26 protein-coding genes and 1 pseudogene are annotated in these 22,429 nt (G+C 50.9%); 13 read left to right on the forward strand and 14 right to left on the reverse strand.

Annotation, left to right across the window (positions count from 1 at the left end; all coding sequences use genetic code 11):
• Positions 1–9: 9 nt before the first annotated feature.
• Together AC2TE5_RS12320 and ymcF are read right to left on the reverse strand one after the other, a co-directional pair.
• Positions 10–1,419, reverse strand: a complete 1,410-nt coding sequence (locus AC2TE5_RS12320) for an aminotransferase-like domain-containing protein (RefSeq protein WP_213327655.1) — start codon at positions 1,417–1,419, stop codon at positions 10–12.
• An 82-nt stretch (positions 1,420–1,501) separates the two neighbouring features.
• Entirely contained in the window at positions 1,502–1,690 is a 189-nt protein-coding gene (gene ymcF, locus AC2TE5_RS12325; protein WP_023335881.1) for a cold shock small protein YmcF, read from the reverse strand.
• A gap of 422 nt (positions 1,691–2,112) precedes the next feature.
• Here ymcF and AC2TE5_RS12330 point away from each other — a divergent pair, with 422 nt between their 5' ends.
• The 6 genes from AC2TE5_RS12330 to hslJ all read left to right on the forward strand — a co-directional run bounded on the left by AC2TE5_RS12330 (position 2,113) and on the right by hslJ (position 6,557).
• Positions 2,113–2,595, forward strand: coding sequence for an Hcp family type VI secretion system effector (locus AC2TE5_RS12330; RefSeq protein WP_262769719.1), 483 nt, complete (start codon positions 2,113–2,115; stop codon positions 2,593–2,595).
• Positions 2,592–3,071, forward strand: coding sequence for a DUF2778 domain-containing protein (locus AC2TE5_RS12335; RefSeq protein ID WP_484611725.1), 480 nt, complete (start codon positions 2,592–2,594; stop codon positions 3,069–3,071). Before AC2TE5_RS12330 ends, AC2TE5_RS12335 begins: the two co-directional genes overlap by 4 nt.
• Positions 3,072–3,454: 383 nt before the next feature.
• Positions 3,455–4,855: a cytochrome ubiquinol oxidase subunit I gene (locus tag AC2TE5_RS12340; RefSeq protein WP_032647488.1), complete on the forward strand. Its 1,401-nt coding sequence runs from the start codon at positions 3,455–3,457 to the stop codon at positions 4,853–4,855.
• Positions 4,855–5,865 carry a cytochrome d ubiquinol oxidase subunit II gene (gene cydB, locus AC2TE5_RS12345; protein WP_148241787.1) on the forward strand — a complete coding sequence of 337 codons (1,011 nt, stop codon included), beginning with the start codon at positions 4,855–4,857 and terminating at the stop codon, positions 5,863–5,865. The genes AC2TE5_RS12340 and cydB overlap by 1 nt, the downstream gene beginning before the upstream one ends.
• Positions 5,865–5,993, forward strand: coding sequence for a DUF2474 domain-containing protein (locus AC2TE5_RS12350; RefSeq protein WP_045354196.1), 129 nt, complete (start codon positions 5,865–5,867; stop codon positions 5,991–5,993). The genes cydB and AC2TE5_RS12350 overlap by 1 nt, the downstream gene beginning before the upstream one ends.
• A gap of 126 nt (positions 5,994–6,119) precedes the next feature.
• Positions 6,120–6,557 carry a heat shock protein HslJ gene (gene hslJ / locus AC2TE5_RS12355; RefSeq protein WP_121423880.1) on the forward strand — a complete coding sequence of 146 codons (438 nt, stop codon included), beginning with the start codon at positions 6,120–6,122 and terminating at the stop codon, positions 6,555–6,557.
• Here the strand turns inward: hslJ and AC2TE5_RS12360 are convergent, their stop codons facing one another.
• Entirely contained in the window at positions 6,558–6,824 is a 267-nt protein-coding gene (locus AC2TE5_RS12360) for a putative hemolysin (RefSeq protein WP_032658293.1), read from the reverse strand. It abuts the gene before it with no gap.
• A 271-nt stretch (positions 6,825–7,095) separates the two neighbouring features.
• Between AC2TE5_RS12360 and nifJ the strand changes: the two genes are divergently transcribed.
• Together nifJ and ompC are read left to right on the forward strand one after the other, a co-directional pair.
• The gene (gene nifJ / locus AC2TE5_RS12365) at positions 7,096–10,620 is read left to right on the forward strand and encodes a pyruvate:ferredoxin (flavodoxin) oxidoreductase (protein ID WP_484611726.1); all 3,525 of its coding nucleotides are present in this window, start codon (positions 7,096–7,098) and stop codon (positions 10,618–10,620) included.
• 389 nt (positions 10,621–11,009) lie between these two features.
• On the forward strand, positions 11,010–12,119 hold the full coding sequence (ompC, locus tag AC2TE5_RS12370; protein WP_484611727.1) for a porin OmpC: 1,110 nt from the start codon (positions 11,010–11,012) through the stop codon (positions 12,117–12,119).
• A gap of 337 nt (positions 12,120–12,456) precedes the next feature.
• Here ompC and AC2TE5_RS12375 read toward each other — a convergent pair whose 3' ends face one another.
• The 7 genes from AC2TE5_RS12375 to AC2TE5_RS12405 form a co-directional block, all read right to left on the reverse strand.
• A complete protein-coding gene (locus tag AC2TE5_RS12375; RefSeq protein WP_223239581.1) occupies positions 12,457–12,534 on the reverse strand; it encodes a hypothetical protein in 78 nt (25 codons plus the stop codon).
• Between the two features lie 68 nt (positions 12,535–12,602).
• Positions 12,603–13,025: a GFA family protein gene (locus AC2TE5_RS12380; protein ID WP_484611728.1), complete on the reverse strand. Its 423-nt coding sequence runs from the start codon at positions 13,023–13,025 to the stop codon at positions 12,603–12,605.
• Between the two features lie 3 nt (positions 13,026–13,028).
• Positions 13,029–13,226: a hypothetical protein gene (locus AC2TE5_RS12385; protein ID WP_023312007.1), complete on the reverse strand. Its 198-nt coding sequence runs from the start codon at positions 13,224–13,226 to the stop codon at positions 13,029–13,031.
• A 90-nt stretch (positions 13,227–13,316) separates the two neighbouring features.
• Complete coding sequence (locus AC2TE5_RS12390) at positions 13,317–14,348, reverse strand: methyltransferase (protein WP_484611729.1); 1,032 nt, start codon at positions 14,346–14,348, stop codon at positions 13,317–13,319.
• Positions 14,349–14,609: 261 nt separating this feature from the next.
• On the reverse strand, positions 14,610–15,059 hold the full coding sequence (locus AC2TE5_RS12395) for a hypothetical protein (protein WP_484611730.1): 450 nt from the start codon (positions 15,057–15,059) through the stop codon (positions 14,610–14,612).
• A 100-nt stretch (positions 15,060–15,159) separates the two neighbouring features.
• Positions 15,160–15,507: a DUF1294 domain-containing protein gene (locus AC2TE5_RS12400; RefSeq protein WP_213328010.1), complete on the reverse strand. Its 348-nt coding sequence runs from the start codon at positions 15,505–15,507 to the stop codon at positions 15,160–15,162.
• Between the two features lie 75 nt (positions 15,508–15,582).
• Entirely contained in the window at positions 15,583–17,106 is a 1,524-nt protein-coding gene (locus AC2TE5_RS12405) for an EAL domain-containing protein (RefSeq protein ID WP_484611731.1), read from the reverse strand.
• 825 nt (positions 17,107–17,931) lie between these two features.
• Between AC2TE5_RS12405 and AC2TE5_RS12410 the strand changes: the two genes are divergently transcribed.
• On the forward strand, positions 17,932–18,150 hold the full coding sequence (locus AC2TE5_RS12410; RefSeq protein ID WP_047647596.1) for a cold shock domain-containing protein: 219 nt from the start codon (positions 17,932–17,934) through the stop codon (positions 18,148–18,150).
• A gap of 187 nt (positions 18,151–18,337) precedes the next feature.
• On the opposite strand, the gene AC2TE5_RS12415 is transcribed toward AC2TE5_RS12410, so the two are convergent.
• A complete protein-coding gene (locus AC2TE5_RS12415; protein ID WP_306432126.1) occupies positions 18,338–18,508 on the reverse strand; it encodes a YnfU family zinc-binding protein in 171 nt (56 codons plus the stop codon).
• 91 nt (positions 18,509–18,599) lie between these two features.
• Here AC2TE5_RS12415 and AC2TE5_RS12420 point away from each other — a divergent pair, with 91 nt between their 5' ends.
• Both AC2TE5_RS12420 and AC2TE5_RS12425 read left to right on the forward strand, forming a co-directional pair.
• Entirely contained in the window at positions 18,600–18,827 is a 228-nt protein-coding gene (locus tag AC2TE5_RS12420) for a hypothetical protein (protein WP_029741521.1), read from the forward strand.
• A gap of 275 nt (positions 18,828–19,102) precedes the next feature.
• Positions 19,103–19,210, forward strand: coding sequence for a YnaM/YnfT family protein (locus AC2TE5_RS12425; RefSeq protein WP_353511636.1), 108 nt, complete (start codon positions 19,103–19,105; stop codon positions 19,208–19,210).
• Positions 19,211–19,228: 18 nt separating this feature from the next.
• On the opposite strand, the gene AC2TE5_RS12430 is transcribed toward AC2TE5_RS12425, so the two are convergent.
• Entirely contained in the window at positions 19,229–19,549 is a 321-nt protein-coding gene (locus AC2TE5_RS12430) for a cupin domain-containing protein (protein ID WP_484611732.1), read from the reverse strand.
• Positions 19,550–19,689: 140 nt separating this feature from the next.
• Here AC2TE5_RS12430 and AC2TE5_RS12435 point away from each other — a divergent pair.
• Both AC2TE5_RS12435 and ttcA read left to right on the forward strand, forming a co-directional pair.
• Positions 19,690–19,758, forward strand: a pseudogene (locus AC2TE5_RS12435) (hypothetical protein); the annotation flags it as partial.
• 35 nt (positions 19,759–19,793) lie between these two features.
• Entirely contained in the window at positions 19,794–20,729 is a 936-nt protein-coding gene (gene ttcA / locus AC2TE5_RS12440; protein ID WP_121423904.1) for a tRNA 2-thiocytidine(32) synthetase TtcA, read from the forward strand.
• Between the two features lie 42 nt (positions 20,730–20,771).
• Here the strand turns inward: ttcA and dbpA are convergent, their stop codons facing one another.
• Both dbpA and ynaL read right to left on the reverse strand, forming a co-directional pair.
• On the reverse strand, positions 20,772–22,145 hold the full coding sequence (dbpA, locus tag AC2TE5_RS12445; protein ID WP_484611733.1) for an ATP-dependent RNA helicase DbpA: 1,374 nt from the start codon (positions 22,143–22,145) through the stop codon (positions 20,772–20,774).
• Positions 22,146–22,172: 27 nt separating this feature from the next.
• Positions 22,173–22,355, reverse strand: a complete 183-nt coding sequence (ynaL, locus tag AC2TE5_RS12450; protein WP_071787463.1) for a proline-rich small protein YnaL — start codon at positions 22,353–22,355, stop codon at positions 22,173–22,175.
• Positions 22,356–22,429 lie beyond the last annotated feature (74 nt).

The raw sequence follows: 22,429 nt of genomic DNA on the forward strand, positions 1-22,429 counted from the left end.
CAGAAAAGTTTATTCCAGCATCGCGCTAATTAATTTTCCTAACTGAATGACCGCCTGCTCTTCTCGCTCTCCCCAGGCCCAGGAGGTATTAAAACGAAAGAACGGTGTCCATGCGTCAGAGGTGGAAAACATCTTTCCGGGGGCAATGCTGATGTGGTGCGTTAAGGCTTTTTCGCTCAGCAGCCCCGCATCCAGCTGCGCCGGAAGCTCCAGCCATAAAAAGTAGCCGCTGTCGTTATGGTGGATTTTGACGCCGGCAGGCATATGGCGCAGAAGAGACTGCCAGGCCTGCTGCTTTCGCTCGGCGAGCGTACGCCGCAGTCGACGCAGATGGGCGTCGTAGCGTTTAGTCGCCAGGTAATCCACCAGCGCCAGCTGCACGGGAGAGCTGGTTGAGAGCGTGCTCATCAGCTGCAGCTGCTGGATGCGTCGCGCGTGTTTTCCTGCCGCGACCCAGCCGATGCGAAAACCGGCCACCAGACATTTTGAAAAGGACGAGCAGTGCAGCGTCATGTCCTGACGATCCCATGCTTTCGCCGGGAGCGGCTTTTCGCGGCCAAAATAGAGCTCGCTGTAGACATCGTCTTCAATTAGGGGGACATTGTGCTGCGTTAACAGCGCCACAAGCTGCGCTTTTTTCTCCGCGCTCAGCGTGAAGCCAAGCGGGTTCTGACTGTTGGTCATGACCCAGCAGGCTTTAACCGGGTACTCATTCAGCGCCTGTTCAAGGGCATTCAGGTCAATCCCCTCGCGGACATCCGTCGCAATCGACAACGCTTTAAGCTTCAGGCGTTCCAGCGCCTGCAGCGCGCCGTAGAAACACGGGTTTTCGACTATCACCCAGTCGCCCGGCTCGGTCACCGCCTGCAGGCTGAGATTGAGCGCTTCAAGCGCGCCTGCGGTGATCACGATCTCTTCCGGGGAGATGTTCATTCCCTGCTGCGCGTAGCGACGAGCAATGGCGTGGCGAAGATCGACGTTACCCGGCGGCAGGTTCTCAATCACGCTCATCGCCGTCGCGGTTTTGCTGACGTTCGCCAGCGAGCGGTTGAGCTGCTGCAGCGGGAAAAGTCGGGGATCGGGAAACGCGGAGGCAAAAGGAACTACGGACGGGTCGCGGCTGGCCTGTAAGACGTCGAAGATGTAGGTGTTAATATCCACCACTTCGTCACGCATCACCTGGGCAGGTGGAGCAGGCTGTTGTGCAGTCGGGCGCGAGGCAACGTAATAGCCCGACTGCGGTCTGGCGACAATGCGCCCCTGACTTTCCAGCATCTGATACGCGTGGCCAACGGTCATAAAACTCATGCCGCTGCTCGCCACCTGCTCTCGCAGCGAAGGCAGCTTATCGCCCGGCAGCCATACGCCAAGCTCAATCTGCGAGATAATTTGTTGCGCCAGACGCTGGTATTTTTTCATCAGATTCTCCTTATGACCGACAGTGTATATCAGCAGGAGAAAAAGAGAAGATTTAGCTAACTGTTATAGTTCGCGAAATGAATTACTTACGGTACTCGGTAACGTGGCTTTGCGCCTGACGCGCAGCGGCCAGGTGATCGAGCGTAATCATCGACGATTTGCAAAAGATGCATTTCGCGCCGAGTGGGTTTTTCTCAGACATGTCAAAGACTGAGGTACGGTACTGCGAGCCATGACAGCATGGGCAGCGAAAATGAATATAAGAAGTCATAGGATTCTCCTGAAACGTAAAACGTAAATTACTAATGGGCCGATTGGGCAATAATGGTTTTAAACAAAACGAATCGGAAAGTAGATAAAGACCCAAGAGAGGCTGCGGAGAGGCACAACGTGATGAGAACTGCTTTATAAAACTACGTCAGATATTTATTTGGACTCAAAACCAGAAGACCATTAACGCACGACGCAGACGACAAGACAAGCGGTTTTATGCGTAAAAATCATAAAAATACAGTTTTTATTCAGAAACACTAAGGCTGGCACTAACTATAGGTTAGGTCAATTACAAATAAAATACTTATAAATCAATGAAATATAAATATTTTGCATGACACTTTTTGCCTAATAACCTGAACTCACAGGGAGTATTAACATTCGTTAAACACGAATTGTTAATGAAAAAAGGAGTTTGAGATGGCCATTCCAGCATACCTTTGGCTGAAAGATGATGGCGGCGCAGATATCAAAGGCGCTGTTGATGTACAAGATCGGGAAGGAAGTATTGAGGTGTTGGGATTCGGTCATGGACTGCATCTGCCAACAGATAACATGACGGGGAAAATTACTGGTACCCGTATTCATTCAGCCCTCGTTTTTGAGAAGGAATTCGACAGTTCCAGCCCCTATCTCTACAAAGCCGTTGCAAAAGGTCAGACGCTGAAAAGTGCGGAATTTAAGTGGTATAAAATCAGCGATTCCGGGCAGGAGGTTGAATACTTCAATATGCAGCTAGAGAATGTCAAGGTGGTATCTATATGTCCACTCATGCACGACGTTAAAAACCCGGCAACAGAGAAACATAACCATCTGGAAAGTGTCGCACTGCGTTACGAAAAAATAACCTGGAAGCACTGCGACGGTAATATTATTTTTTCTGACGAGTGGAAAGACAGATGATTCGGTGTACTTTTCATTTGAATGGCTATCAGCTTTCCACTTTGAACTGCCCTGGCTTAGGCTTTTTCCCCGCGTATTCAGGAAACTCGGGGAATAACAGAAATAATCCTGATGCCGTTGCGACTCCTGAGGTGGGCCCCTTACCCCCAGGGCTTTATTATATCGTAACACGTCCACGAGGCGGGTTTGGTACTCATTGGCATGACGCAATCAAAGGGTTAGAAAGCGGTTCAAACCGTGACTTTTGGTTTGCTCTTTACCGCCATGATACTCACATTGACGACAGAACTTTTATCAATAATGTTGAACGCGGTTCTTTTCGGTTACACCCTGCGGGACAGTCCGGAATTAGTAATGGATGTATTACGTTACCAAATCACTCCCATTACAGAATACTGATGCATGGTCTGCTAGCATCCGGCACGTTTAAAGTTGCTGCTGGCTTAGATGCACTTGGAACAATACAGGTATATTGATGAATGCAAAAAAGCATGTCCTGACCTGGGTTATTGAAACATTGATGCTGTTTGTTATTTACTCCCTTGTATGTTTCTTCATGCCCGATGTATTACTTTATCGTCTCTTCACCAGACATTTTGGCTTTGTAACTGAACTTGAATGGAGTGAAAGCTATACACTATTGCTTTTCATCTTTTCATTTTTGCTCAATGCCATGTTGATTTACCTCTGGGCATTACGAAAATGAACCTCTCCTGGGCGGAAATATTACCGCCCAACACGAGCAACCACACAGGCAGGCAAGAGAACTGTTATAGATAAATAACACAGGTCTGTTTCTGCAACCCAGAGCTGGCGCGGCTTAGAATGGCATCGACATAATTACATCGCGGAGTTTTGCATGTTTGGTTTGGATGCTTTTCACCTTGCACGGATACAGTTTGCCTTTACCGTATCCTTTCACATTATTTTCCCGGCCATCACCATCGGCCTGGCAAGCTATCTTGCCGTACTCGAAGGGCTGTGGCTGAAAACAAAAAATCCGGTCTGGCGCTCGCTGTACCATTTCTGGTCGAAGATTTTTGCCGTCAACTTTGGCATGGGCGTGGTCTCCGGGCTGGTGATGGCCTACCAGTTTGGCACCAACTGGAGCGGATTTTCACAGTTTGCGGGCAGCATTACCGGCCCGCTGCTGACCTATGAAGTGCTCACCGCCTTCTTCCTCGAAGCCGGGTTCCTCGGCGTGATGCTGTTTGGCTGGAACAAGGTCGGGCCGGGTCTGCACTTCTTCGCCACCTGCATGGTGGCGCTGGGCACCATTATCTCCACCTTCTGGATCCTCTCGTCGAACAGCTGGATGCAAACCCCGCAGGGCTACGAGATCGTCAACGGTCAGGTGGTACCGGTGGACTGGTTCGCCGTGGTGTTTAACCCCTCCTTCCCTTACCGCCTGCTGCATATGTCGATAGCCGCATTCCTGAGCAGCGCCCTGTTTGTGGGCGCATCGGCGGCATGGCATCTGCTGCGCGGGAATAATACCCCTGCTATCCGCGCGATGTTTTCGATGGCGCTGTGGATGACGCTGATTGTCGCCCCCATCCAGGCCATGGTTGGCGATATGCACGGGTTAAACACCTTAAAGCACCAGCCCGCCAAGATTGCCGCCATTGAAGGCCACTGGGAAAATCCGCCGGGTGAGCCTACCCCGCTGCTGCTGTTTGGCTGGCCGGATATGGAACAGGAGCGCACCCGCTTTGGGCTGGAGATCCCGGCGCTGGGGAGCCTTATCCTGACGCACAGCCTGGATAAACAGGTTCCGGCCCTCAAAGAGTTTCCGAAGGAAGACCGTCCGAATTCCACCATCGTCTTCTGGTCATTCCGCATTATGGCGGGCCTGGGCATGCTGATGCTGCTGCTCGGGGTGACGGCACTCTGGCTGCGCTACAAAAAACGCGTGTATTCGTCGCGCCCTTTCCTGTGGTTTGCGCTGCTGATGGGGCCAACCGGGCTGATTGCCATCCTGGCCGGGTGGATCACTACCGAAGTGGGCCGCCAGCCGTGGGTGGTCTACGGACTCCAGCGAACGAAGGATGCGGTGTCTGCCCACGGTGACCTGCACATGAGCGTTAGCCTGCTGGCCTTCTTCGTCGTCTATACCTCGGTATTCGGCGTGGGTTACAGCTATATGGTGCGCCTCATTCGAAAAGGCCCGCAGCCGCATGAATCATTCGCCACCGAGTCCGACGGACGTCCGGCGCGCCCGCTTTCTGCCGTCACAACTGAACATAAGGAGCAGCCATAATGGGTATCGATCTTTCCATTATCTGGTTTGTCATTATCGTCTTTGCCACGCTGATGTATATCGTGATGGACGGTTTTGATCTGGGGATCGGTATTCTGTTCCCGGCAACGCAAAACGCCGACGATCGCGACGTGATGGTCAACAGCGTCGCGCCGGTCTGGGACGGAAATGAAACCTGGCTGGTGCTTGGCGGTGCCGCGCTGTTCGGCGCATTCCCGCTGGCGTATGCGGTGATCGTTGATGCTCTCACCATTCCGCTGACGTTAATGCTGATCGGACTTATTTTCCGCGGGGTGGCATTTGAGTTTCGCTTTAAAGCCACACCGGCCCACCGCCCCTTCTGGGATAAGGCGTTTATAGGCGGTTCAATTCTGGCAACGTTTACCCAGGGCGTGACGGTAGGCGCCGTCATTAACGGCTTTACCGTCACCGGTCGGGCCTATACCGGCGGCCCCTTTGACTGGTTTACCGCGTTTAACCTGTTTTGCGGCGCGGGGCTGGTGGTGGCTTACGCGCTGTTAGGCTCTACCTGGCTGGTGATGAAAAGCGAAAACGCGCTGCAGCAGCGGATGCGTGAGGTTTCGAAAACGCTGTTAATCGTGCTGCTGGCGTTTATCGCGGCGATCAGCCTCTGGACGCCGCTGGCGCAACCGGCCATCGCTGCGCGCTGGTTTACGCTGCCGAATCTGTTTTATCTGCTGCCGGTCCCCGCCCTGGTGGTGATTTTTAGCCTGTACCAGTGGCGCTGCCTGAATAATCCCGACAGCCATAGCCGTCCGTTTATCCTGACGCTGGGGCTGATATTCCTCGGCTTTAGCGGGCTTGGGATCAGCATCTGGCCGCATATCATTCCGCCGTCGATCACCCTGTGGCAGGCCGCCGCACCGACTCAAAGCCAGGGCTTTATGCTGGTGGGCGCGCTGTTGATCATTCCCGTTATTCTGGTCTACACCTTCTGGAGCTACTACGTATTTCGCGGCAAAGTTCAGCATGGGGAGGGTTATCACTGATGCAACAACCGGTCTGGAAAAGATTACTGTGGCTGGCCGTTATCTGGGGAGGCAGCGTACTGGCGCTGGCTGCTGTCAGTATGCTCTTCCGTATGCTGATGACGGCGGCTGGGTTTAAATCGCATTAACGCCATTCCGGGCAACCGCTGCGTTGCCCGGTACTTACCCCCGCACTTTCAGATAAACCCCATTAACGCACGGCAGAGTATCGTTACACTGGAAAGATTCACAGTATTTATAGTTTGAGAAGAAAAATGAAAAAGCTCATTGCGTTAAGTGTTATTAGTCTTGTCCTTACCGGGTGCGTTAATCCGGGTAAAGCCTCCGTACAGCCGGAGCAACTTAAAAACCACCGCTTTGTGCTGGAAAATGTAAACGGTAAGGCCGTAAAGACCTCGACAACGCAACCTGAGATTGGTTTTAGCGCGCTGCCAGATATCAGCCTGGTTAATAACATCAGCGTTTCTGGCCAGATGTGTAACCGCTTCAACGGACAGGGGAAATTGTCCGAAGGCGAGCTTAAGGTTAAAACGCTGGCCATGACGCGCAAGCTCTGTACTGAACCGCAGCTGAATGAGCTGGATCAGGCCATCGGCGACATGCTGCGCAAAGGGGCGCAGGTCGACCTGACTGAGGACCAGTTAACCCTGGCGACAGCCGATAAAACGCTGATGTTTAAGCGTGCAGAATAATCAGTAGTTACCGCAGCTTCCAACGGCAAGCGACTGTTCACTACAGCGTTTGCCGTTTGGCAAAGCGCACATCCCAATAGCAGAACCATCAAGCTGGCGGGCGACAGACAGCGAACCGCCAATCATTGCGCAGTTGGCCTGGCCAGAACTGGACATCGCCGCCTTCATTCCCGGCGCCACGTGGGCTGCCGTTGCCTGCTGGACTGGCTCACTGCTACATGCCGACAACAATAATGCGGCACACCCTACCAAAAATGCTGAGCGCATGCTCTCTCCCCCATGAATAATGCGAAACCTATGCATAATAGGCATCACATCCCGTGTCGTCGAGAGCGGAAGTGCGTATTTATGCGCTCCAGAAACAATTTCTCGCAATTTTTTCGCCAAAAGTTTGATCTACTCATTGATGGAGAGAATACCAAGGACACAAAAGCGAAAATCGTTAAATCCTGCATTTGCTAGAATACACAGATAATATTCAGGGTTTGTTGCCGTAATACAGACCCCTATTTTTTGCGCAATGTAAGGGTGTTGTCCTATGCAAACTATTGACGGTAATGGTGCAGTTGCCTCAGTCGCGTTTCGCACCAGTGAAGTTATCGCCATCTACCCGATTACGCCAAGTTCTACCATGGCCGAGCAGGCAGATGCATGGGCGGGTAACGGGTTAAAAAACGTCTGGGGCGATGTCCCAAGAGTGGTTGAAATGCAGTCTGAAGCCGGGGCGATTGCCACGGTACACGGTGCGCTTCAGACCGGCGCGCTTTCCACGTCGTTTACCTCTTCTCAGGGATTGTTGTTAATGATCCCAACGCTGTACAAACTCGCCGGTCAGTTGACGCCCTTCGTTCTGCACGTTGCCGCGCGTACCGTTGCCACCCACGCGCTCTCTATCTTTGGCGATCACTCTGACGTGATGGCCGTGCGCCAGACCGGCTGCGCGATGCTATGCGCCAGCAGCGTTCAGGAAGCGCAGGACTTTGCCTTAATTTCGCATATCGCCACGCTCAAAAGCCGCGTGCCGTTTATTCACTTCTTTGATGGTTTCCGCACCTCTCACGAAATCAACAAAATCGTCCCGCTGGCCGACGATACTATCCTGAATCTGCTGCCGCAGGCGGAAATCGACGCGCATCGCGCCCGGGCTCTGAATCCTGAACACCCGGTTATTCGCGGGACATCGGCGAACCCGGATACCTATTTCCAGTCCCGCGAGGCCACGAACCCCTGGTACAACGCGGTTTACGACCATGTTGAGCAGGCAATGAATGACTTTGCCGCCGCGACCGGCCGTGAGTACAAACCGTTTGAGTACTACGGCCATCCGCAGGCGGAACGGGTCATTGTGCTGATGGGGTCAGCCATTGGGACCTGTGAAGAGGTGGTTGACGAGCTGCTGACGCGCGGCGAAAAAGTTGGCGTGCTTAAAGTGCGTCTCTATCGTCCGTTCTCGGCTAAACATTTGCTTTCGGCTCTGCCTGAAAGCGCCCGCGCTGTGGCGGTGCTCGACCGTACCAAAGAGCCTGGCGCACAGGCGGAACCCCTCTATCTGGATGTGATGACCGCCCTGGCAGAAGCCTTTAATCAGGGCGAACGTGAAACGCTGCCGCGCGTAATCGGGGGTCGCTATGGTTTGTCCTCCAAGGAGTTTGGGCCGGACTGCGTGCTGGCGGTATTCAACGAGTTAAGCGAAGCGAAGCCCAAGCCGCGCTTTACCGTCGGCATTTATGATGATGTGACAAACCTGTCCCTGTCGTTGCCGGAAAATACCCTGCCCTCGACCGCCAAACTTGAGGCGCTGTTCTATGGTCTGGGCAGCGATGGCAGCGTCTCCGCGACCAAAAACAACATCAAAATCATCGGCAACTCAACGCCGTGGTACGCCCAGGGGTACTTCGTTTACGACTCCAAAAAAGCAGGCGGCCTGACCGTTTCCCACCTGCGCGTGAGCGAACAGCCCATCCGCTCCGCGTATCTTATTTCTCAGGCGGACTTTGTCGGCTGCCACCAGCTGCAGTTTATCGATAAATACCAGATGGCCGAGCGCCTGAAGCCCGGCGGTATTTTCCTCCTCAATACGCCTTACAGCGCGGACGAAGTCTGGGCGCGGCTGCCGCAGGAAGTTCAGGCGGTGCTGAACCAGAAAAAAGCCCGTTTCTATGTGGTCAACGCCGCAAAAATTGCCCGAGAATGTGGCCTTGCTGCGCGTATTAATACCGTAATGCAAATGGCCTTCTTCCACCTGACCAATATCCTGCCGGGCGACAGCGCGCTGGTGGAACTGCAGGGTGCGATTGCCAAAAGCTACAGCAGCAAGGGCCAGGAACTGGTCGAGCGAAACTGGCAGGCGCTGGCGCTGGCGCGCGAATCGCTGTTCGAGGTGCATCTGCAGCCGGTGAATGCCGCAAGTCCGAATCGCCCTCCGGTGGTGTCCGATGAGGCGCCTGATTTCGTTAAGACCGTGACGGCGGCGATGCTGGCCGGTCTGGGCGATGCCCTGCCCGTCTCTGCGCTCCCGCCGGATGGCACCTGGCCGATGGGCACCACGCGCTGGGAAAAACGTAACATTGCCGAAGCGATCCCCATCTGGAAAGAAGAGCTGTGTACCCAGTGCAACCACTGCGTTGCGGCCTGCCCGCACTCTGCTATTCGCGCCAAAGTGGTGTCACCGGAAGAGATGGAAGCCGCGCCGGCCAGCCTGCATTCCCTGGATGTGAAATCTCGTGATATGCGCGGACAGAAATACGTTCTGCAGGTCGCGCCGGAAGATTGCACCGGCTGTAACCTGTGCGTCGAGGTCTGTCCGGCGAAAGACAGGCAGGATCCGGAGATCAAAGCCATCAATATGATGTCGCGTCTGGAGCACGTTGAAGAGGAGAAGGTCAATTATGACTTCTTCCTGAATCTGCCGGAAATCGATCGTAGCAAACTGGAACGTATTGATATTCGTACGTCACAGCTGATTACGCCGCTGTTTGAGTACTCCGGGGCCTGCTCCGGCTGCGGTGAGACGCCGTATATCAAGCTGCTTACCCAGCTGTACGGTGACCGGATGCTGATTGCCAACGCAACCGGCTGTTCCTCAATTTATGGCGGTAATCTGCCTTCCACTCCGTACACCACCGACGCGAATGGTCGCGGTCCGGCGTGGGCAAACTCGTTATTCGAGGATAACGCCGAATTCGGACTGGGCTTCCGCCTGACCGTCGATCAGCACCGCGCGCGCGTGATGCGCCTGCTGGAGCAGTTTGCCGGGCAGATCCCTGCTGAGCTCAATGACGCGCTTCATGCGGACGCGACGCCAGAAGAACGTCGTGAGCAGGTTGCCGAGCTGCGTCGCGTGCTTCAGGGTGTGGCGGGAGCTGAACAGCTGCTGACCGACGCTGACGCCCTGGTCGAAAAATCTATCTGGCTGATTGGCGGCGACGGCTGGGCCTACGACATCGGCTTTGGCGGACTGGATCACGTGTTGAGCCTGACCGAAAACGTCAACATCCTGGTTCTGGATACGCAGTGTTATTCCAATACCGGTGGGCAGGCATCGAAAGCCACGCCGTTAGGCGCCGTGACGAAATTCGGTGAACACGGTAAACGCAAGGCGCGCAAAGATCTCGGTGTGAGCATGATGATGTACGGTCACGTATACGTCGCGCAAATCTCGCTGGGAGCCCAGCTTAACCAGACGGTAAAAGCCATTCAGGAAGCGGAGGCGTATCCAGGCCCGTCGCTGATCATTGCCTACAGCCCTTGCGAAGAGCATGGCTACGACCTGGCGCTCAGCCACGACCAGATGCGTCAGCTCACCGCGACCGGCTTCTGGCCGCTGTACCGGTTCGACCCGCGTCGTGCTGACGAGGGTAAATTACCGCTGGCGCTGGATTCGCGTCCGCCTTCAGATGCTCTGGCCGAGACGTTAATGCAGGAACAGCGCTTCCGTCGCCTTAACGCGCAGCAGCCGGAAGTGGCCGAACAGCTCTGGAAAGACGCCGCTGCTGACCTGCAAAAACGCTATGACTTCCTGGCGCAAATGGCGGGTAAAGCCGAAAAACCGACCAGCGACTAGTTCCTCTGCCCGGCCTGTCCGGGCATTTTTTTGCCATAAAAAAAGCCCGGCGTATTCACACCGGGCGAATCCAGATAATCAATGAATATCTATTAAGTTTCCTTAATAGCATTCACGTTAATTATGGATGAATCATCTTAAAGGCATATAACACCAAGAAGATTACCTTAATTAACGCCTGATTAATAATTTCAATTTAATATACTTACCTTTAAATCATTCATCAAATCAATGATCATTTCCGCCGATTTATTCGGTTTAGATTTTACTTAGTTCGTAACAATTATACTTTATTACTCTTACACAGGAGTGATTTAGCATGAGACAACTTTCTCATTCTGAAAGTTCAACAGGTAATTAAATAAAAACAACTGCAAAGGAATATCACAATGCAAAGAAAAGTACTGGCTCTGATGATTCCGGCTCTGTTAATGGCTGGCTCTGCACATGCAGCAGAAATTTATAATAAAGACGGTAACAAATTAGATCTGTACGGAAAAGTAGATGGTCTGCACTATTTCTCCGACGATAAAGGCGCTGACGGAGATCAAACCTATATGCGTCTGGGCTTCAAAGGCGAAACCCAGATCAACAACATGATGACCGGCTACGCGCAGTGGGAATACAACATTCAGGCCAACAACACCGAAGGGTCTGATAACCAGTCCTGGACGCGTCTGGCCTTCGCCGGTGTGAAGGTGGGCGACTACGGTTCCTTCGATTACGGTCGTAACTATGGCGTGCTGTACGACGTGGAAGGCTGGACCGATATGCTGCCTGAGTTCGGTGGCGACTCTTATACCAAAGCTGACAACTTCATGACGGGCCGCGCAAACGGCGTGGCAACCTACCGTAACACCGACTTCTATGGTCTGGTGCAGGGTCTGAACTTTGCACTGCAGTATCAGGGCAAAAATGAAGATGCCAGCAACAATCAGGAAGGCACCAACAACGGTCGCGACACGCGTCACGAGAATGGTGATGGCTTCGGTATCTCTACTACCTATGACTTCGGCATGGGGATTACTGCGGGTGCCGCCTACACCTCTTCTGACCGTACCAACGAGCAGGTGATGAATACCACAGCGGGTGGTGACAAAGCGGATGCATGGACTGCGGGTCTGAAATATGACGCCAATAACATCTACCTGGCGGCAATGTATTCTGAAACCCGCAATATGACCCCGTATGGTGATAACACCGACGCCGTAGCGAACAAAACCCAGAACTTCGAAGTGACCGCACAGTACCAGTTTGACTTCGGCCTGCGTCCAACCCTTTCCTACCTGCAGTCTAAAGGTAAGGACCTGGGCAACGGTCAGGGCGATCGGGATCTGGTTAAATACGCTGACGTAGGCGCGACCTACTACTTCAACAAAAACATGTCCACCTACGTTGATTACAAAATCAACCTGCTGGATGAAGATGACAGCTTCTACAAAAACAACGGCATCGGCACCGATGACGTAGTAGCGTTAGGTCTGGTTTACCAGTTCTGATTATCCGAGCCCGCATTATGATGCGGGCTCACCCATTTTTTGAAGTCCGTCACAAAAGACAGTTTCAGAAAGGGATTGGTTGAGGGTAAGTTGAAAGAAAGCTGGTTAAACTCAGGTGATAGCCCTTTCGTCACTAAGGATTACAGCGTTGTTTGGTCGTGTATCCCTTGCCGTACTTACCCTTTTAGCCGTGCTGTGGATGGCGTTAATTTTTGATTTTGGTGATATTGTCGGGCATCTCGGCACAGTGTTAAACCACCTGGATGGCGGTTAACCGCGTTCCCTGGAAACAAAAAGCCACCAGCAGTGCCGGTGGCGGGTAAACGCATACCTCGCGTTATTTTTTCACAGGCTGAGGCTTTTTATCACCTGATTCAGGGGCCTCACGCGGATCGTCTTTTTCAACACAGAGCATAGTTTCTCCTGTTTCAGATAACCACTTTCCACTATAGCCAGGCTGATTAAAGAGTGGCCAGGCGGCAATCATGCCTGCTCTTTCCCTTTCTCGCGAAAAGTGAGATAGCCAAATACTCCACTTTCCCCATCCGTGGGATGGTTGACGCCGTCCATCACGGTTATCTGCGGGAAATCAAACGGAGAAACGCTTTCAAAACAGGCGACGTTCACGCCGTATTCATTAGGATTAGAACGCCGCTGGTGGAACGTGTAAATTCCGCACACCGAGCAAAAGAAATGCCGTGCCGTTCCCGTGTTAAAGCGATACTCGGTGAGCTTATCCTCACCTTTGGTCACCGTAATCCCCGACAGCGGCGCAGAGACGACGACCGCGCCTCGCATTCGACAAAAAGAACAGCTGCAGCGCCGCGCGGTGTTCAGGCCATCGGTAAGCTCAACGGTGAATGCCACCGCGCCGCAATGGCACTTCGCATTACGTCTTTCAGCCATGGGCTATACCCCTTTTCTCACCAGCTCGGCGGCTTTCACGAAAACCTCGTCTTCTACACCATCGCCTTTTTGCCTCCCGAGCCTGACCAGCTCATCGACAATACTATTGCGGTGGATCGGTTTTTGCGCTGAAACCAGCCCAATAACGGCGGCTCCAATGGCCAGCCCCACTAATCCGGTTTGTTCATCTTTGTTTTTCATATTCATGCTCCTGGTACAACAAACAAGCGTAGCAGGAATACGGTAAAACGGAATGCTGGGCACATGCTCTGTGAATATTATTTAAACAGTTCAGACAGGTACGACTTCTAAAATCGACAGATACGAATGGGTGTCTATTATTTTGTTCAACTTCAGATTGGTCTGCTCAAACAAGGCCTGATACGCAGACTCTGTTCGTGCCCGCCCCCCATCAAAGCTTGTTAACAGAAGAAGGTCAATTTCGAATCGTCCCAGCTCATTATTTTCTTTTTTAATAAGCGGCTCAAAAATTAATAGTCGGGCGTTTTCTTTCATAGCTTTTCTGCAGCATTGAAGGATCTGAATGGCCTTCTCATCAGGCCAATCCATCAAAATATACTTAAGCAGGTAAATGTCCGCTACAGGACAGGCTTCAAAAAAGCTGCCCTCAACGGTCTCCCATCGACGATTATCCTTTAACAGGTGCAGTCTATTCCGCTCAAGCACGTCTTTTTGATCGAAAAGGATCCCCGTTAAGGTCGGATTTCGACGTAAAACGGTCAGCAATAAATTACCCAGCCCACCGGCGATATCGGCAACGACAGCGTTTTGAGGGAATGAATAGCTATCTGCGATGACTTCATTCTCTACGGATGACATAGAGGCCATACCGGCATGAAAAACGTTGCTGTCAGGCCCCCTATCGTCATGCTGCCAGTAGTCGTAAAAAGGCTTACCAAACAATTCGTTAAAAACAGGTTTGCCTTGCAATATCTCATCCATTTTAGCCGCTGGCTGCCAGAATGTTTGGTCTGTTAGCATGAGCACCGCCGCGCGCAAGGAAAATTCATGCTCAGAACAGAGGAATTGTGCTGAATGGCTGAGACTGTATTCAGCTTCAGATAATTCGTTGAAAACTCCACGAGAGGACAATAATCGCATGATTCGATGAAGATAGTCGACGTCAACATTCAACTCCTTCGCCAGCTGCTTGACGGATTTTTTTCCTTCAACCAGACGATCTGCGACGCCTAATACCGCGACCGCCCGAAGCGCTGCCTGCCAGACAAAACCCATGCTTTGCTCTAACAGACACATTCCTTCTTTACGGCTTAGTAAATCCAGACTATTACGTTGCGACATTTTCTGCTCCTTACCAGTAAGGATGTGTTGAACAACTAAAACGCCGCTAGCAAGCGTAAGTCTGGTAATGCGCTTTATCCATAACGTCAGAAAGGATTATTTATGCGGTTTTGTACCGTTTAGCATACAGTCCATTTAAATACGTAAAAAACCAGGGCCACTTACCCTTTATATTGATTAGTAATGCATTAAAACTATTAACTTAGAAATGATTGCGTTACATCCCAAAAAAATGCCTGTCGTAATACAGGCATTTCATAGTTAGAATCTCGGTGCCAGTCCATATTTTGGCGTTTTGATATTTGCCGCCCAAATTTTAATATCATTTTGCAGGAGAATAGTGAAATCAGATTTCAGGTGCATCACCATGCCATTGACGCTTTCCGCATCCACCACTGAAAAATGCTCAATTCTGTTTTGCCCTATCTGGACACAATTATATTTTGCGGGCAGCACTTTACCATTCACATTTAGCGGCAGATTATTCTCACCACAGCGTCCTTCCGTAATATATGACACGAGCAAATTAGCGGATTTCCTTCCAGGCTGGGATACGCTCACCAGGACGGGATAACCTGCCGAGGTCTGCGTCATATCGTAGAGCACCGCATTTTTCATATACCAGGTATTATATTCCCGCTCCTGAAAAGCGGACCAGGAAGGCGCAGAAAAGACCACCAGCACTGCCAGCATCATAGATTCTATTTTCATGGGATGTTGTCGTCCGTGTTGTTGCACGTATTATTCAGATTGCGCAAAAAACAGCAACAACTTAAGAATAGTCCTACTACTATTGGCAGTAACCGAGGGATTAATATAAGGGAGAATAAGCCGATAAATGGTAAACCGCCGCCATCACGGCGATGCTGACGACAATGCTGATGAAAAAATAGGTCTTGAAAGGCTGCTTTTGGGTTTTATGGCGAAAGAGCTGTTGCCCCGCAATGGCGCCAGGCCAGCCTCCGGTCACGCCAAATACCAGCAACGTCGCTTCCGGAACCCTGCGCATCCCCTTACGCGCCGCCATTTTATCGGCACCATATATGACTATCGTCAGCACATTGATCAGCAGAAACCACACGACCACAGGATTCGACGATAAAAGGCTGCCGATCGCAGCGAAAATCAAGAGTAAGTAACAAAAGCGATTGAGGGTCATTGAATGCGTCACTGGATTGTTGAGCGGTTTTGGAAGACGCATTATACCCTATCTTAGTCATGTGCTGGATAAACCTCACTCCACCCTCACTTTAACTTTAGGCTTCGACAAGAGGACTTTGACCAGTTCCTTGTAAGGTAGAGGTTTGTAGAAGAAGAACCCCTGTAAAAAACGGATGTTATTGCGGATGAGGTAATCAAGTTGATCTTGTGTCTCAACCCCTTCCGCCACAATACTAATTGAAAGTTTTTTTGCCAGTTCCAGTACCGAATCCAGGATCAGGGTTGAGTCCTCATTGGCGTTAACCCTGGCAACAAAACTTTGGTCGATTTTAATGTAATCAATATGCAGTTCTTGCAGGTACGATAGACCGGAATATCCCGTGCCAAAATCATCCAGCGCAATGGCAAATCCGTTGTTATGCAGCTCATTCAGCGTCCTGACGAGATGTTCATCGATGTGGAGCGGTTCGCGCTCGGTTACCTCAATAACAAGGTTAAGATCCTGTTGAATAAAACTGTGTTTGTAGTGGAGACACTCTTCCATAAAGGTGGACGCAACGATATGAGAAGCGCTGAAGTTAATCCCTATATGAAACCCTTCTGGCAGCAATGTTGAAATAGAGTTCATTTGTTTAGCAACCTGTTTCATTAGGCTCTGAGTCAGAGGAATAATTAAACCCGATTTTTCAGCAAGAGGAATGAAGGATGCGGGAGAAATAAATCCTGACTGCGGATGCTTCCATCTGGCCAGCACTTCCACACCTCGCAAAGTTCCCTCCCTGCCGCTAACAACGGGTTGGTAATAGGGCGTAATTTCATTTCTGTAAATGGCGGTACGCAGTGATTCTTCTGGTGAAACATCTTTTGACAGATATCGCTGAAGTATATAAGCAGAAAGAGACGATATTATCAGCAGGAATAACACCACGCCGCCGGCTCGATTAAATAATCTCTTAAGGCTGAAAAGGACTGGAGAGTTAAACTGTATCTCGTAAGGATAATTAGAGGCTTTTACCGTCAATACCTCTTTCTTCGAATGGCCTGCCGTCACCACATCACCTGACATACCCAAAAGGGTATTGCCTACTCGAAGTGAATATTCAACGCCATTTAATGGCATATCCAGTGCACCCCGGATATGGCTATCGCTGATGCTTACGATGATTCGACTTCCGGCGTGATTTGTCTGGTATAAGAGCACAGGCAGGCCGTTGACGGTACTTCCCGCAGGGACGAGCAGCAATGATGATTCTGGTAGCACCGCGCTGTTGACCAACAACACGCGGTTTCCTGGTAAAGAAGAGCACCAGACCGCATCATTTTTCAGAATAATGATCGTTCTGAGGTGAGGCTGTAATGCAGCCTCGGTGCCGAGCCGATATTGTCCTTCAGCATCACACTCATTCTCAGCAAGTTGCTTCGCCAGCTGAGTTGCATGACGGGCCTCTTTAAGAATGACATTCATGTTCCGCACAACATAGTGCGCCCCTGCAAGGCTGTCAGCCCGTGCAGAATACCAAACCTGTAAATTGATGATAAAAACGCCCAGCAAAAATATTGCCGTGGCTGCAGCTACGGGGATAGATGCATGGCGCATTTAGGGTTCTCGGTTAAAGTAAAGTAACCGCTTCAACGATGCTGAAGTGATTGAATTGTCATCGTCTTAAGCATGGTAGATAACGTAATAATTACCATGTCAGGCGTCGAAAATTTTCGTTCAGACCCGAATAGTTATTCTGCTCCCACGGCGCAAGAAACGACATAATCGAGGGGAAACAAAAAGGCCACCGAATGGCAGCCCTGCGGAGACGTTTTTATTAATAGCGCTTTGTAGCGTTGACTGGCGTTCTTTCTGACCAGTCAGGCCTCTCGCCAGCCATGATTGCACGCTGCTGTGATGGCGTCACAGACTGGGTTATTTCTGGCATAGCCTTGTATTCGGGTCGTTGAGGTGGACTGAGAACCAGATCAGAACTACAACCTGACAGCAGGAGAATGGCCAGTAGAGATGAATTAAGCTTGAACACGTAAAACCCTTCCAATGGGATAAAAATTTTAAGAAAAAGCGTGGTGCTGGACACACATAGCCTAATCAAAATATATTCACAAGGTCAATGCGCGCAGCCCTTTTTCGTGCCCCGGATTCGCAAAGGCGAACATCAAGCCGACGACTTTTTATCGAGAATTGAACCAGATTCAACGTGACTGGAAGCGCGCCAAGACAGCCGCCCGGATGGCTAAAATAACGTTTGCTTATCAACTCAGTCCGTGCCTTAATGATTTAGTTAGTTCGATGCAATACCGAATACACTATTTTACCAGGCAGTCCTCATAACCAGGCGCTATCGCTGATATCCCCTCCTTTTGAGTCCATACGTTTTGTCACTTCTTATCATTTAAAGAGTCTTTAAAAGGAGTATTTATGTCTTCAAGAATTCAAGGTCTGGTTAAGTGGTTTAATGAAGATAAAGGCTTTGGTTTTATCTCCCCACTTGATGGCAGTAAGGATGTTTCTGTTCATTTCTCTGCCCTGCAGGGAGAAAGCTTTAATACACTATTTGAAGGCCAGAAGGTCGAATTTGCGATTCTGAGCGGCGATAAAGGCCCTGCTGCTGCCAATGTCATTCTTCTGGATAGATAATATTATCAATGGCCCGTGATTACCAAAAAGCTGTCTTAAGTAAACGGGCCCTGGATAATATGACTGTTATTCTAATCAACAGCCAGCATATTTTCTTAACGAGTGCGCTACCAATGTGATGAAGTACAGAACTGCTGCATGAATGGTCTAAAACTCAAAGCTAACTCATTTTGTCGGCTACTTTGGTTTAGAATCGTTGAGTAGATTTAAACAAAGCGTGGCAGTACGGGCAGACAAGTTGAGCGCCCTTTTGCACGCGATTAAAACTATGCTCTGAATCTTTAGAGCAATTTGGGCATGAACATTTGACTAAATGATTTCGATGGGATTGTGTATTTTTACGTCCAGACATAGGCATCTCCTGATTTTACGGACTGCCACAATACACGTTAAAGCTAAAAAATGCTTGCTTTAGTTTTCGTATGTTCTCAAAAAACACAGGGTGGTTTATGAAGAATGTCATCGTTTTTTTCAATGGGAAGCCTGGTAAAGTTGTCACGGTACAACAAGGCGTTACGTCCGTAAGGCAGGAGTATCCGGATGGAGAAGAAATATACCTTCAGATTATGTCTGCTGGTTTCCCATCTTTAACCGGAGATCGCAGCTTTGTCTACGTTGCCTCTGATAGAGAACTCACCTCTCAGAAGATACTTGATGCCGCAAAAAACCATTTGTGATATGCGTTTCCGGCTAAATCTCAGTAAAATCGCCAGTATTTTCAGAGAGCACCTTTAGGATTTATCTTTTGAATTAAAATAATAAAAAGGTCTTACTATTAAAGCCTGCTAAATGCAGGCGTTTTTTTAAAACCTATAATCACACCCCTCCTCGCTTTTATTTACATAACACAGACTAAAACCCGACACTTCTTTTCATTAAAATTTTGCTCTTTGCAGGAACTAATGCAAAAGAAATGAGTCGAATGAAGACCTTTACCAGAAAAGATTATTTTATGACATCTTATATTGTAGTAACCACTGTTGCCGTTGTGATGGGGTTGATAACGTTGAGTTTGATTAAAGTTTGGATTAGCACGTCGAACAATCCTGACAATCTGTGACCTCATCGCAAGCCGCGCTTAAAGTGAGCCCACTTCCGCTTCTGGTAAATCAATGATAACCAGTGTGCCAAAACTGCCTGTTTCTACAGTATGGGGATTGCCAGCTTTGGCTACATAAAGCTGTCCAGACGTTACAGAGATTTTTTTACCTTTCACGCTCAGCTCCAGACGTCCATCAATGACCAGTAGCCCCTCGTCATACTCATGAACCTCTTCAATCACTGAGCGTTCATCCATTCGTAAAACTTTGAGATTCGCAGTTCCAATGCGGCCTAATACTTGAGAGTGCCAGGTCTCCGGTAATGCAAGTGCTTCAGTTTTGAGGTCATAAAGCGACATAACGTCTTTCCTTTTGATAATCGTTTAATAGTCTTATGCCATATAAGTTCCCTGCCGTCATATAACAAATATGGAAAACCAGGACGAGTAAGATGCTATAGGTCTTGAAACCACAGCGCACGCTGACAGCGCGTAGCAACGCCAGATATAACCCCGCTGTAAAACGTGCTGGTATTCGCCGCCGGAATCCGTACCATACGCGGCATACAATTTTTGCCCCTGCTGGCTCCGAAGGTAGTACTAAATGCAAGAGAATCAAGAGATTAACAAAAAAGAGCAATACAACCTGAACAAACTGCAAAAGCGACTGCGCCGTAACGTGGGCGAAGCCATTGCAGACTTCAACATGATTGAAGAAGGCGATCGCATCATGGTTTGCCTGTCAGGGGGTAAAGACAGCTACACCATGCTGGAGATCCTGCGTAATCTTCAGCAAAGTGCACCGGTGAAATTTTCGCTGGTGGCGGTCAACCTTGACCAGAAACAGCCGGGTTTCCCGGAGCATATTCTGCCGGAATACCTCGAGAAGCTGGGCGTTGAGTACAAAATCGTCGAAGAAAATACCTACGGCATTGTGAAAGAGAAAATCCCGGAAGGGAAAACCACCTGCTCACTTTGCTCTCGTCTGCGCCGCGGCATTCTGTATCGTACCGCGACGGAGCTGGGCGCGACCAAAATTGCGCTAGGCCATCACCGCGACGATATCCTGCAAACGCTGTTCCTCAACATGTTCTACGGCGGCAAGATGAAAGGCATGCCGCCTAAGCTGATGAGCGATGACGGCAAACACATTGTGATCCGCCCGCTTGCCTACTGTCGTGAAAAAGACATTGAGCGTTTTTCTCAGGCTAAAGGATTCCCGATCATTCCATGTAACCTTTGCGGTTCTCAGCCGAACCTGCAGCGTCAGGTGATTGGCGACATGCTGCGCGACTGGGATAAGCGTTATCCGGGTCGTATCGAAACCATGTTTAGCGCGATGCAGAACGTTGTCCCTTCCCATCTCGCGGATGTTGAACTGTTCGACTTTAAAGGCATCAACCATGACTCAGACGTGGTGAATGGCGGCGACCTGGCGTTTGACCGGGAAGATATTCCCATGCAGCCAGCCGGCTGGCAGCCGGAAGAAGATGATAGTCAGTTTGAAGAGTTGCGTCTGAACGTGCTTGAAGTGAAGTAAGCGAGTAGCGTCTCAGAAATACCTTCTGAGACGCTTAATTCTTTATTTCAGCAGGCGTACGCGACAGGTTTTACCCTTAATTTTCCCGTTCTGCAGCTGCTTCCATGCCTTATGGGCCACCGCCTGGCGAACTGCTACGTAGACATGCGCCGGATGGACCGCAATCTTACCGATATCCGCTCCGTCCAGACCCACATCCCCGGTCAGCGCGCCTAATACGTCACCTGGACGCATCTTGGCTTTTTTACCGCCATCAATACACAGCGTCGCCATTTCGGCTTCCAGCGGCACCAGGCGGACGCCAGCAGGGGCATTCATCCAGTTCAGCTTAATCTGTAGCATCTCAGAGAGAATGTTGGCGCGCTGCGCCTCTTCCGGCGCGCAGAGGCTGATCGCCAGACCGCTGTTCCCTGCTCGTGCGGTACGGCCAATACGGTGCACATGCACTTCAGGATCCCACGCCAGCTCATAGTTCACCACCAGTTCAAGGGATTTAATATCCAGACCGCGCGCAGCGACGTCGGTTGCGACAAGAACACGGGCGCTGCCGTTAGCGAATCGAACCAGCGTCTGATCGCGATCGCGCTGTTCCAGATCGCCATGCAGCGACAATGCGCTCTGCCCGGCGGCATTGAGGGTATCACAGACCGACTGACAGTCTTTTTTGGTATTACAGAACACCACGCAGGATGCAGGCTGATGCTGGCTCAGCAATTTCTGCAGGAGCGGGATTTTCCCCTGCTGCGAGGTTTCAAAGAACTGCTGCTCGATAGCGGGCAGCGCATCTACGCTGTCGATTTCAATGGTGAGTGGATCTTTCTGCACGCGCCCGCTGATGGCGGCGATAGCGTCCGGCCAGGTCGCAGAGAACAGCAGCGTCTGGCGATCGGCCGGTGCGAAACGGATCACCTCGTCAATCGCATCGCTGAAGCCCATATCCAGCATCCTGTCTGCCTCATCCATCACCAGCGTTTGTAACGCGTCCAGTGAGACGGTGCCTTTTTGCAGGTGATCCAGCAGGCGTCCGGGCGTGGCGACTATAATGTGCGGCGCATGCTGGAGTGAGTCACGCTGCGCGCCGAACGGCTGTCCGCCACAGAGGGTTAAAATCTTGGTGTTGGGCAGGAAACGCGCCAGGCGACGCAGTTCACCCGCAACCTGGTCTGCTAGTTCGCGGGTCGGGCATAGCACCAGAGACTGGGTCTGAAAAAGCGCCGCATCAATGTGCTGCAACAGGCCAAGGCCAAATGCCGCCGTCTTCCCGCTGCCCGTTTTCGCCTGCACGCGCACGTCACGGCCCTCGAGGATGGCGGGCAACGCGGCCGCCTGAACAGGCGTCATCGTGAGGTATCCCAACTCGTTGAGGTTATCGAGTTGGGCGGCGGGCAGAACATTCAGGGTAGAAAAAGCGGTCACAGTAGTCTCTCGTGGTCATCTTTGCGGTCAGATGGCGCGTATCCTCGCAGATCTCGCGGTCCGATGCGACAATTTAATCGGTTCTTCATCCGGCGGCGGGTCGGGCATCGGCTGCGGGCGCGGGATGGGATCGGGCATTGGCACCGGATCGCTGGGGATAGGATCGGATTGACGCGATTGTTGCAGTAGCAGAGCGTTCAGGATGCTCATCATTCCCTCCAGAATTTGCTGTCGTCCCTTTTAGGGTAGACGCTGAGAATCAGGAGGCAAAAAAAAGCCGACTA

The sequence above is a fragment of the Enterobacter sp. N5-15 genome, from assembly GCF_057221635.1.